This is a genomic window from Bacteroides muris (ex Fokt et al. 2023), assembly GCF_024704895.1.
Taxonomy (GTDB): domain Bacteria; phylum Bacteroidota; class Bacteroidia; order Bacteroidales; family Bacteroidaceae; genus Bacteroides; species Bacteroides muris.
The window spans coordinates 1-12,632 of sequence record NZ_JAMZEE010000049.1 but is presented as its reverse complement, the minus strand read 5'-3'; the positions used below and the strand labels follow the sequence as shown (position 1 = coordinate 12,632).

Sequence of the window (12,632 nt, the reverse complement as noted above, 5' to 3'; positions counted from 1 at the left end):
CGAAACGAATGGTCTGTCTGCATCATACATATGATATGTCTTATCTGAACAGATAATGTGTTGGCCATATCGCAAACACATCATCTGTCTTTTCATGCTCTTATACGAACCAGCGAACGTAGCAGAAGTCCTGACGGTGAGGCAGGTCTGCATTCTTCGGGAACATACGGTAAGAAACCTTGAAGCTACCCGCATTTTCCAGTTTGTGCTTGGCTTGGAAAGTATAAAGGTTGCCTTCTTTCTTCACTACATTGAACGGTTCTACGGAGTAAACGTGCTGTTTGCCATCCTGAGCCGTATAAGTAGTCACCAGTTCCAGACCGATGGCGTCGTTCAAGCCCTTCTCGTCGATAACGTAAGTAATGATGTACTCCTTACCGCTTTCGATGGAGCCTTTCACCAAGTCTTCAGTCTTTTCGCAAGACACAACTTCAATGCTGTCCCACTTTTCGGCAACTTCTTCCTTCCAGGCAGCTATTTCCTTGGCCTTGGCATAATCGTCGGCAGCCAGCATCTTGAAACGTTTAGCTTCCTTGATGTAGAACTTGTCGTAGTAGTCGTCCAACTGGCGCTTCATTGTATAGTGGGGAGCGATCTGTGCAATGGAGTTCTTGATAGTCTTCACCCAACCTTCAGAGTATCCCTTCTTGTTGCGTGCATAGAACAACGGCAGAATTTCTTGCTCAAGGATGCTATAGATAGTGGCGGCATCGAGCTGGTCCTGATGTTCCTGATTCTGATAGGTACGCTTTTCGGTCAATGCCCAACCTGCACCTTCGCGATAGCCTTCGAGCCACCAGCCGTCGAGCACGGAGAAGTTAACAACACCGTTCATCAACGCCTTCTCACCGGAAGTACCGGATGCTTCGAGCGGACGCGTCGGAGTGTTCAGCCAGATATCCACGCCCGAAACGAGGCGACGTGCCAACTGCATGTCATAATTTTCCAGGAAGATAATCTTGCCCAAGAACTCCGGACGGCGGGAAATCTCGATGATTCTCTTAATCAAGCCCTGTCCTGCACCATCGTGCGGGTGAGCCTTACCGGTGAAGAGGAACTGTACCGGATAGTCGGGATTGTTCACAATCTTGGCCAGACGGTCGAGGTCGGTAAACAGCAAGTGTGCACGCTTGTAGGTAGCGAAACGACGTCCGAAACCTATCAGCAGGGCATTCGGATTGATTTTGTCCAGCAGGGAAACGATGCGTGAAGGGTCACCTTGGTTCTTCAACCAGGTTTCACGGTATTGCTTGCGAACATAGTCAATCAGCTTGTTCTTCATCACCATGCGCGTCTTCCAGATTTCTTCGTCGGACACGTTATAGATAGCCTCCCAAATCTTAGGATTGGACTGGTCGTAGAGGAAGTTCTCGTCAAAGTGTGCAGCATAGAGATGCTTCCATTCCGTAGCGCTCCAAGTGGGGAAGTGCACACCGTTGGTAACGTAACCCACGTGGCTTTCTTCGGGGAAGTAGCCCTTCCAGATGGAAGAGAACATCTCTTGGGAAACCTTGCCGTGCAGCCAGCTCACACCGTTCACCTCTTGGGAAGTGTTGCAGGCGAATACGGACATGCAGAAACGTTCGCCCTTGTCGCCCGGATTGTTGCGTCCGAGGTCCATCAGGTCATCCCAGCTGATACCCATTCTTGAAGGATAGCCGCCCATGTACTTGCCGAAAAGACCTTCGTCGAAGTAGTCGTGGCCGGCAGGAACCGGAGTATGCACAGTATAGAGCGAAGAAGCACGTACCAGCTCGATAGCCTGGTCGTAAGTCAGACCTTCGGCCACGTAGTCGCAGATGCGCTGTACGTTGATCAAAGCGGCATGTCCTTCGTTACAGTGATAAACATCTTTCTTGATGCCCAGCTTCTTCAGCGTCAGGATACCACCGATACCGAGCAGGATTTCCTGCTTCAGACGGTTTTCCCAGTCGCCGCCATAGAGCTGGTGAGTGATGGAGCGGTCGAACTCGCTGTTCATTTCATTGTCAGTATCAAGCAGATAGAGGGAGATGCGTCCTACGTTTACTCTCCACACGTATGCGTGTACGTAGTAGTCCAAGTAAGGAACGTCCACTATCACCTGCTCGCCCTTCTCGTCCAATACACGATCAATAGGCAGTTGTCCGAAGTTTTGCGCCTCGTAGTTGGCAATCTGCTGGCCGTCCATAGACAAGGTTTGGGTAAAGTAACCGTAGCGATACAAGAAACCGACTGCACACAAGTCAACGTTACTGTCGGAAGCCTCTTTCAGGTAGTCGCCGGCAAGTACGCCCAGACCACCGGAATATATCTTAAGTACGTGGTTCAAACCATACTCCATGCTGAAATAGGCAACAGACGGACGCTTGCTGTCAGGTGTCACATCCATGTATGTACGGAACTTGGAATATACGTCTTCCATTCTGCGCAGAATAACCTTATCGTTGGCAAGCGCTTCCAGTTTGGCATAACTCATGCGCTCCAACAGAAGTACGGGGTTCTGTCCCACTTCTTTCCAGAGGGCAGGGTCGAGGTCTCTGAAAAGTTCGGTGGCTTCATAATTCCATGACCACCAGATGTTACGTGCCAGTTCAGACAGTTTCTCCAGTTCGGCAGGAATGTGCGATTTCACATTCACATCTTTCCAGTTAGGAGTGTTTACATTACTAACTTTAATCTTCATTGTATGATAACTAATTGATTAATAATTCCTTTATCTTAATTGACGCTTCATGGCGTTGCGCAGCGCAATGTCGTAAGCCTCATAATAATACTTTATAAAATGCTTCCACAAAGCCTGCTCTGCCACCTGGCCTGCACGTTTGCGGATTTCCTTGATTTCGGCTTCCGTCTTGGTCGAGAACAAGGCTACGGTGTCCTTTATGCCGTCTGCCACTTCGGAATAATTGTAATCCGAACGGTGCAGCACCTCCACTCCGTCGTCAATGCCATGCTGGTTTTTCAAGCTGTTCACCCAAAGTCCGAAACCGGCAAGATTGGTGGTGATGGTAGGCACGCGGAAAGCCACGCTCTCCAGCGGGGTATATCCCCACGGTTCGTAATAGGACGGATAGACACTGAGGTCTTCGCCTAAAATTAGGTCATAATAATGCTTGTTGAGGATGCCGTCGTGGCCATCTTGATAGCAAGGTACAAAAATCACTTTAACTTTATCTTCGGGGCGATTTCCCATGCCGAGGTATTTCAGCATATCCAGCACCTGGTCATGCGTCATATTGTGCAGCCAGTGGGTGATGAAAGGGCACTGCAACGGTTCGGTGAACTTATTTTTGCTCTTCAGGCGCTTCTGCAAGTCCTCGCGGGGGTCTCCCACCCAGCCGGGCACGTTGACAAACGCCAATACTTTCTTCTTCAAATCCTTATCGCGGTTCAGCCTGTTCAATGATTCCAGGAACACATCGATACCCTTGTTCTTGAACTCATAGCGTCCGCTGGTACCGATAATCAGCGTGTCATCACCCAAGTCCTCACCCAGCAGGCAGTTTGCCACACGCAGCATGGTGGAGCGGGCACGCTTGCGCTTGCCGGTAAAGGTGGCACCTTTCGGTACAAAATCATCTTCAAAACCGTTCATCAGCACCACATCCGCAGGCTTGTCAAGCAATTCCTTGCATTCGTTGTTTGTAATCTCGCTCACGGTGGTGAAGCAGTCTACATAATGGGCCGTCTGCTTTTCAATGGAATGCTTGGACTGCATGTTCAATTCCTCCGCCATCTGGTCGCCGTTGTAGGCGAAGAGATAATCGTAGAGCGGCTTGTTGTTGCCCGCTATGGAACGACCGATGGAGGTGGCATGGGTTGTGAAGACAGTCCCTATCTCGGGAACGGCAGACTGAAGATAGAGGGCGGCCATACCGGTCATCCACTCGTGTGCCTGAAACACCACCTTGTCCGTTTCCGTCAGATTATAGCGATAGAAACTCTCTATCACCTTTCCGGTGGCGAAAGCAAACATGGATGCTTCATCATAATCGCCATATCCATGCAGTGAGTCCACTTGATAGCGGTTCCACATCTCTGCATAGATCTCATTCTTTTCTGCAAAGAACGGTTGGAAATCAACCAATATAACAATAGGTTCTCCCGGAATGTTCCAGCGTCCTACGCGGACACAGAGATTGTCTTTCAACGCAGCATGTTTTTTCCACGCTGCACAAAGGTTATCAGACTCAATGAACAAAGGGTTCTCTTTTCCCTGCCAGAAATCCGGCCCTATAAAGAATAATCTATCGCGAAATTTAGTCTGTAAAGTATTTGCCCTTGTAGACAAAACCGTATAGATACCGCCTACTTTATTACACACTTCCCAACTCGCTTCGAAGATGTAATCGGGGGTAAGTAGTTCTTTAGTCATATTATGTTATAATCTCTTTATCTTAATTACGGCTGCAAAAGTACGTATTATTCTTTGAAAAATAGCCTTTTAATCGAAAAAACTAATCAAATATGCATAAACAATCGTTTGCGGAATATCATAGTTTAGCCACAAAGCCCCATGGAATCGCCCATCCATGCATTTCTCGCCTAAAATTCCCGGAGGTTCAAAAAAGAATCCCTGGAGTTTTCAGTTGAAGCCTACAGCAATTGAAACAAAAAGCCCCAGGAACTTCAATTGTAAATTCCTGGGGCTTATTTTCTTAATTGATCCGGATTATACCATCAATGCAGCCACCAGCGCCAAAATGGCATAGAATTCAGGAAGTGCGGCGTAAATCATTGTATTGGTCTGCACGTCGTGTCCCTGAGAGAGACCTACGATACCGTTTGCACAAATCTGTCCCTGACGGATGGCAGAGAACAGACATACCAGTCCGACACCTAGTCCGATACCCAGCATCAAAGGGCCGTCCGTAGCAAAATCCCTGCCCATAGACATCAGGAAAGCCACGAAACCGTAAAGTCCCTGCGTAGCCGGAAGGGCCGACAAAATCATATAACCTGCTGATTTGGAAGGGTCTTTCTTCAACGCACCCTCTGCCGCACTACCGGCGATTGTTGTACCGAAGCAACTGCCAATTCCTGCAAGGGCCAACATCAGGCCCAGACCGAGATAACCTAAAATTTCATTCATAATGTTTCTATTTTTATTTGTTTTTCAATTTGTTTATTTCTTTACTACTGTAAAAGGTTTATAGGCTTCGCCCTTACCTTCGTAACCGGAATTCTTGAAGTATTCCACAAATGTCAGACGGAGCGGATGCACAAAAGCACTCAGACAGGACATGGCAATGTTCAGCGTATGCCCGAATATCAGTATCAGACCGCAGAACAGCCATCCCAGAGCCGGACCTGCCGCATCGTTCACCATGAAGGCAAGCTGATTGAACACCCCACCGAGCATACCGCCTGCCAGACCGAGGGCATAGAGACGGATGTAGGAAAGTATATCGCCCATCAGTCCGGTAGCCATGTTATAGGTATCCCATACTCCGGCACCGATGTTGACAAATACATTCCGATGGATATTGTTCAGCAGGTAGATGCCGATGGCGGATACACCGCCAATCACGATAAACGCCCATGTGGATACATCTTCTGAGATAATCTTGAAGAAGGAAAGTCCGCCGGTACAAACGAATCCCACTACCAGCAACAGCCATCCCCAGGCACTGAGCGACTCCTTGAAGCCGAAGCGCACGGTCTGCCCCACGGCCTTCACCGTCATGGCAATGCAGATATGTACCACACCGATAATCAGGGCCAGCAGCATTTGCTTGTCATAGGTAGTCTCGCCTATCTTGCCCACAATCATGAATTCCTTCAGTTTGGCAGGTATCTCCAGGTCGAAGAGGCTTACACCGAAGAAAGTTCCCAGTATGGCACCGATGACAGCCGTGAAGATACCCAGCGTAATCACCAGATTCATCATACCTTTCATGGACTTGGACATCTTCTTTTTCAGAATGAATCCAAGCGCAATCAGTACCAGACCGTAGCCCGCGTCTCCCATACAGAATGCAAAGAAGAGCGAGAAGAATGGTGCAAGTATCGGTGTCGGGTCGAACTCTGCATAGTCGGGCATGCCGTACATTTTGGTAAGCACTTCGTACATGCGGGTGTAGGCGTTGTTCTTCAGCTTGACGGGAGCATTGTCCTCGCGCCTGGCAGCCCTTATCTCATAATAAGCGCCGCTTTCATCGAGAAGTTTCCTCACATCTGCCTCGCAGTCTTCAGGAATCCAGCCTTCCATCAGCACTACGGCACCTTCTGCCATATGCTCGCTGTTCAGCTTGACTTTCAGCAGGTCTATTTCTTCCTGGAGCCGGAGGTTGTACTTCTCCAACGTACAGTAATTCGCCTTGCAGAATTCTTTCAGCCCGGCATGTGCCTGCACAAGGGCTTCTTCCGTATCGGCCTTCTTCCGTTTCAGCTCGGAGAGACTGAGTGAGGGCAGGCGGAGCGGTTCCACATCCAGTTCTGCCGGTTGGGGAGTGACGGTCACAAAATAAAGATGTCCGCCGCTCTCTTTCACCACGATGGCATTGCATTCCTCTGCCCACGCTTCGTTATAGTCTTTCTCCGGGCAGGTGTAAAACCGCACGAACCAGCCGGCATCTTCCAGCCGGCGGATGGATTTCCAATCGAAATCACCCCAAGCCTCCATCTGTGCCACATCCTTGTCGATGGCGGGAATCTGCTGGTTCAGGTCTTGTATCCGTGCCTGCAAATCCTCGTAGGATTTCACCAAAGCATCGGCCGACAACCCTTTATGCACCTTCTCTTCCGGCCGTTTGTCCGCCAAGGCATACATGCTCTGAAGCATATTCTTGTAGAGCGTACGCTTCTGCACGAATTGCTGCAAGGTGTCGTCCATCTCGCCGCACTGCCTTTCCACAACGTGCACCACGCCCAACTCCCGGATTTGTGCCAGAAACGCTTCGTACTCCTTATGATACACAAGGAACGTGAGCTTCTTCATTTTTGTAATCATGCCTCTGCCTCCTTCCTTTTCTCCTGATGGGACTTCATGATTTTCTGCGATGACTTGGAGAGGTTCTCCTCGTCTTCCATAAACCGCTTGATTTTGCGCAGAGCATCTTGATAGCCCGGAATCTGTACTTTCTCAAAAAGATTCACCTTCTGGGTGGTCTTCTTACGCGCATGTTCCAACAAGTTCAACTTGGCAACAATGAATTCACGCTCGATGGCGGTATGTGCCAGCGACTTAAGCAAGTTCAGCCCGTCTGCATACCATTTGGGCGCATTGAACAAGCTGTAGGGGCGTATCTCGAAATCCACATTCTCGAGCAACGGCACCCGTACACCGGCAATCTTCTTCACACCGAGATGAACATCGCTGACCTTTATCAATGAAGCGTCGAACTCATTCCAAAGGGCGAACATGGCTTCGTAAGCTTGGATTTCCTTTTCCAACCTCGCGTCCAACGCGGCAGCGTCGCCCTTGCAGCGCTTCACTTCCATACGCAGGGCGCTCTCCTTATTCTTGATAATGGGGAGTGTACGCACGCGCACCTTCAGTTGCTTCTCGAGTTGCTGAAGCGAGGTCTTGTTATATTGAAACTTTATAGCCATTTTATTTACGATTTAACGATTTACGATTAGACGATTGAAGTTACTCAACTTATTAATTTACAGATTTGCAATTTCAGTAATATCAATCGTAAATCGCAAATCGTCCAATCGTACATTTATTTAGTTTGCTTTCGGCCAGAATTCGTCTACAAGCTCTTTCTTGATGTTGACTTCTTCCGGACGGAAATACTTGCCGAACAGCCTCCATGCCACATCGAGCATTTCTGTGGTATCGAGGTTGACGTCGATGGCCAGCAACTGGTTGGAGTAGTCCTTGGCAAAGGCAAGGGTACGTTCGTCGTAGTTCGTCAGGTCAAAACCGTTTTCAAGCTTGGTCTTGGCGTTGGCGGCGTCGGCATACAGACGTACGGCGGCATTCATCACCTGCGGATGGTCCTTGCGCGTCTTTTTACCCGTAACAAGCTGCTTCAGACGGGACAAGGAACGGAACGGGTCAACGATAACCTTACCGATGTCGCTGTCACGACGAAGGAACAACTGGCCTTCCGTGATATAACCCGTATTGTCGGGCACGGCATGCGTAATGTCGCCACCGGACAACGTCGTCACCGCAATAATCGTGATGGAACCACCGCTTGGGAACTGCACCGCCTTTTCGTATATCTTCGCCAAATCCGAGTAAAGGGAACCTGGCATGGAGTCCTTCGAAGGAATCTGGTCCATACGGTTGGACACAATGGCGAGTGCATCGGCATAGGAAGTCATATCCGTCAGCAGCACCAACACCTTTTCATTGTTGTTCACAGCAAAATACTCGGCAGCCGTCAGTGCCATATCCGGAATCAACAGACGCTCTACCGGAGGATTCTCGGTAGTATTCATAAAGCTGACGATGCGGTCGAGTGCACCGGCATTGGAGAATACGTTCTTGAAGTAGAGGTAGTCATCGTTCGTCATACCCATACCGCCAAGGATAATCTTGTCAGTCTCCGCACGCAGGGCCACATTCGCCATCACCTGGTTGAAGGGCTGGTCGGGGTCGGCAAAGAACGGAATCTTCTGTCCGGACACCAGTGTATTGTTCAGGTCGATGCCTGCAATACCGGTCGCAATCAGTTCCGAGGGTTGTTTACGGCGCACCGGATTCACGGACGGACCGCCAATTTCCACCTCCTCGCCTTCAATCGCCGGACCACCGTCGATGGGATCGCCAAAGGCGTTGAAGAAGCGTCCTGCAAGCTGCTCGCTCACTTTAATCGTAGGAGCCTTGCCCAAGAATACTACCTCTGCATCGGTGGGGATACCTTCCGTCCCCTCAAATACCTGCAAAGTCACTTCGTCACCAGCAATCTTCACCACCTGGGCCAGCTTGCCGTTTACGGTTGCCAACTCGTCATACCCCACCCCGGTTGCCTTCAGCGAACACGTAGCTTTCGTAATCTGAGTAATCTTGGTATATATTTTTTGAAATGCTTTTGTTGCCATCTATTTATTTACAATTTAGCAATTTACTATTTACTATTCAAATCTCCGCCATCCTATTTTCCTATTCTACAACCTCCGTTCACCTGTATCCGCAAGGCAAATGGCAAATTGTGAACAGTCAAGATAGCACGTCCTTAGGCTTTACGTTCCTCAACCAGTTCCTGCAACTGCTTATGGAACTTGCCGTATTCTTCCGACTTAAACTTCGAGTAGTTCATCTGCTTACAGATGTTAATCATTTTCTTGAAGTAATCCATTACTTCGTTGAAGTTGTCGAACTCAAATTCAGTATGACAGATTTCTATCACCATATTCAGAATCTCCTCCTGACGCTCCATCGGAGTCACAGCATCAATCTCGTCAAAGGCATCCTGCTGCAGAATAACGAAGTCAATCAACTCCGATTTCCAGAAAGTCACGTGATATTCTACAGGCACACCGTCGTCACCCAAGATGTTGATTTGCTCGGCAATCTCCTTACCACGCTGCAAACGGGTCTTGATCTCATTCACCTTGCCAATCCACTCACCATTGATGTGCTTGGTGATATACTCTTCAAATTCAGGGTATTCTATATATTTGGAATACGAATCAATCGGGTTTACGGCAGGATAACGCTTCTTGTCGGCGCGATCTTGCTCAAGGGCATAGAAGCAACGCGCCACCTTCTTCGTATTCTCGGTTACCGGCTCCTTCAAGTTACCACCGGCAGGCGATACCGTACCGATGAAAGTAATGGAACCGGACTCGCCGTTGTTCAGTTTCACATACCCCGCACGGCCGTAGAAGTTGGAGATGATGGAGGACAAGTCCATCGGGAAGGCATCGGGACCGGGCAACTCCTCCATACGGTTGGACATCTCGCGCAATGCCTGCGCCCAACGTGAGGTAGAGTCCGCCATCAGCAGTACCTTCAATCCCATGCTCCGGTAGTATTCCGCAATCGTCATAGCCGTGTAGACAGATGCCTCACGGGCAGCCACCGGCATGTTCGAAGTATTGGCAATGATAATCGTACGTTCCATCAGCTTCCGTCCCGTATGCGGGTCAACCAGTTCGGGGAATTCCGTAAAGATTTCCACAACCTCGTTGGCACGCTCACCACAGGCAGCGATGATTACGATGTCTGCCTCCGCTTGTTTTGAAATGGCATGCTGGAGCACCGTTTTTCCGGTACCGAACGGACCGGGGATAAAGCCCGTACCGCCTTCCACAATCGGATTCACTGTGTCGATTACGCGCACACCGGTTTCCAGCAGTTTGAAAGGACGCGGCTTTTCCTTATAATTGGTCATGGCGCGTTTCACAGGCCATTTTTGTATCATGTTCACCCGAATGTCATTGCCTTCGCCATCCGTCAGCACTGCAATGGTATCCTCAATGCTGTAATCACCTTCCTTTGCGATGGATTTCACAGTGCACACACCTTTCTGTTCGAAAGGCACCATGATTTTCAGAGGCTGGAAGTTCTCGTCCACTTGTCCCAGCCAGACAGCGGCTTCCACTTGGTCGCCCACCTTTGCCAGAGGCACAAAGTGCCATTTGCTTCCTTTATCCAGCGGATAGGTATACTGCCCGCGTTTCAGGAAAACGCCATCCATCTTATCGAGGTCGTTTTGCAGACCGTCGTAGTTCTTCGAAAGCATACCGGGCCCCAGCGTCACTTCGAGCATATGTCCGGTAAACTCGGCTTCGGCCCCCACTTTCAGTCCGCGGGTACTCTCAAATACCTGCACGTAGACCTGAGTACCTACCACCTTAATCACCTCCGCCATCAACTTGTCTCCTCCGGTCGAGATATAACAAATCTCATTCTGTGCTACCGGTCCATCAACGACGAGGGTCACCATATTGGCTATTACGCCACTAACAGTTCCTTTTGTTGCCATATATTTTTAGTTGTTTATTTTATCTGAATTCTGCGGGTATCTGCACCTCGTCTTTCAAGGCAGCGATAATGCTGCGGAACAGTTGGTTACCCTTCTCTTTATCCAACGTAATCCACCGTTCTATCATCTCCAGCTGCAGCAGGAAGACAAACAGACGCTCCACGGTAAAGTAATCGAAGAATGTGGCCTCCTCCATCCAGTTCCAGCGAAGCTGGTCCAGCTTCCTTTCCCGGTCCACCAGTTCCTCCGTCTCACTGATTTTCACCAGCTGCTCCAGATAATCCACTTCAGTACCCAGACCGAAGTCACGGGCATTGGAAGTACGCAGAGCCTCGCACACTTCTGTATCGCCCACAATCAGTGGAGCAATGTCCAACTTGAACTTACGTGCTGTGAGTGCCACCAATATATTATTGATAGTGAGATTGAAACCAAACCAGGAAGACACAAACTGATTCCCGCATTCCATGACATAGGCATAATAGAGCGCTGCCAGACGGTCTTCATGCAAGAAACCTTCCTCGGCAGGCAGGCTGAAGTATTCGGAAATGAACGTGGAGAGATAAGATGGAAATACACTGTCAGAGACTTCATCGCCATCTTTCAGCTGTGAGATATATTCCGCCAGTTCCTCTGACGAATAGTTTCCGCGCGGGTCGATGGCAGCATCCTTATCCTTCAATAGCTTCAAGACATTCGCATTGTCGAATTTCAGATAAAACAAATCCACCAACTTTTTATCATCTTCCGACAAGGCAGGATATAGTTCCGTCTTGAAATCGGCTACTGTATAGCTCAGTTTACTGTCTTCCAGAGTAAGTTCAGGCAAACCGGCTACCAAGTAATAGTATTTACTCATAATCCTATGGGAGTTTTTAGAACAGCATTTCCACTAATTGCGGACGCAGGAATTCCTTGAAATAATTCATAAATTCTTCTTCGCCGAAGTTCACCTTGTACGAACCATCGGCAGGCGACACGGAGAACAAAGTCTTGATACCATTCACTTGCTCAATCTTCACACCCTTGTCCAGCAGATTCCTAGCCTTCGCAGAGAAATATTTCGTCAAGCCTTCCGCATCGGCAGTGGAGATAACGATTGGTTCGTTCACACTCCATTTGGACGCCAATGCAACAATGAAAGCATTAAGATAATCCTTGTTTGCAGCAAATGCCTCTACATCGGCATTCACAATGTTGTCCGTCACCAAAGTAGCGATTTCAGACTTCAGAGCGTTCACAGCCTGACCGGCAAACAACTTCAATTCCGATTTTGTATTCTCTGCCAGTTCATCGGCAGACCTATGAGCGGTAGCCACGATAGAATCCGCCTCCTTGCGAGCATCCTCTATAATTCTCTTAGCCTCTTCCTGAGCTTTTGCGATAAGTTTCTGTGCCTCTTCGTTTCCTTTCTCTACGCCTTCACGGTAAATCTTATCAGTCAGCTCTTGAATCTTGTTTTCCATATTTGCAGGAGTTATTATATGATTTATATTACAATATTAATTGCGTGATTTTTTCCCTTTCTATTAGATTCACGCCAAAATTACAAAAATCAATTTGATATTGAATAGAAAGAAAGGAAGAAAAGTGTCCGTTTTTCCAAAAAAAACTCATTTTACACCAACTTTGTTCTGTTACGATAACAAAAGAATGAGAACTTAAGCGGAGATTCTTAAAGCACAACTTCCAAATTTTTCCGGAAGTTTTTTTTCTTTTTTCTTTTCCAAGACCCAAGCTCCGAAAGAAACCTATGGCAAA

Annotated in this window: 10 protein-coding genes; all 10 read right to left on the bottom strand. The window is 48.5% G+C overall.

The annotated features are described in order from the left end of the window. Nucleotides 1-100: 100 nt before the first annotated feature. The gene (locus M1B78_RS15760; protein WP_176469445.1) at nucleotides 101-2,665 is read right to left on the bottom strand and encodes a glycosyltransferase family 1 protein; all 2,565 of its coding nucleotides are present in this window, start codon (nucleotides 2,663-2,665) and stop codon (nucleotides 101-103) included. A gap of 30 nt (nucleotides 2,666-2,695) precedes the next feature. Next, nucleotides 2,696-4,357 carry a glycogen/starch synthase gene (locus tag M1B78_RS15755; protein WP_257941184.1) on the bottom strand — a complete coding sequence of 554 codons (1,662 nt, stop codon included), beginning with the start codon at nucleotides 4,355-4,357 and terminating at the stop codon, nucleotides 2,696-2,698. A gap of 297 nt (nucleotides 4,358-4,654) precedes the next feature. Next, nucleotides 4,655-5,074, bottom strand: coding sequence for an ATPase (locus tag M1B78_RS15750; protein ID WP_136011267.1), 420 nt, complete (start codon nucleotides 5,072-5,074; stop codon nucleotides 4,655-4,657). A gap of 33 nt (nucleotides 5,075-5,107) precedes the next feature. Beyond that, entirely contained in the window at nucleotides 5,108-6,934 is a 1,827-nt protein-coding gene (locus M1B78_RS15745) for a V-type ATP synthase subunit I (protein WP_257941183.1), read from the bottom strand. After that, nucleotides 6,931-7,536 (bottom strand): V-type ATP synthase subunit D, encoded by a 606-nt coding sequence (locus tag M1B78_RS15740; RefSeq protein WP_136011265.1) that lies wholly within the window; start codon nucleotides 7,534-7,536, stop codon nucleotides 6,931-6,933. The genes M1B78_RS15745 and M1B78_RS15740 overlap by 4 nt, the downstream gene beginning before the upstream one ends. 120 nt (nucleotides 7,537-7,656) lie before the next feature. Next, a complete protein-coding gene (locus M1B78_RS15735; RefSeq protein WP_136011264.1) occupies nucleotides 7,657-8,982 on the bottom strand; it encodes a V-type ATP synthase subunit B in 1,326 nt (441 codons plus the stop codon). Nucleotides 8,983-9,116: 134 nt separating this feature from the next. Further along, nucleotides 9,117-10,871, bottom strand: coding sequence for a V-type ATP synthase subunit A (locus M1B78_RS15730; protein WP_257941182.1), 1,755 nt, complete (start codon nucleotides 10,869-10,871; stop codon nucleotides 9,117-9,119). A 19-nt stretch (nucleotides 10,872-10,890) separates the two neighbouring features. Continuing rightward, nucleotides 10,891-11,730, bottom strand: coding sequence for a DUF2764 domain-containing protein (locus M1B78_RS15725; protein WP_257941181.1), 840 nt, complete (start codon nucleotides 11,728-11,730; stop codon nucleotides 10,891-10,893). Nucleotides 11,731-11,746: 16 nt separating this feature from the next. Continuing rightward, a complete protein-coding gene (locus tag M1B78_RS15720; protein ID WP_136011261.1) occupies nucleotides 11,747-12,337 on the bottom strand; it encodes a hypothetical protein in 591 nt (196 codons plus the stop codon). A gap of 28 nt (nucleotides 12,338-12,365) precedes the next feature. Beyond that, a partial coding sequence (locus tag M1B78_RS15715) for a hypothetical protein (protein WP_257941180.1) occupies nucleotides 12,366-12,632 on the bottom strand: 267 nt, incomplete at its 5' end.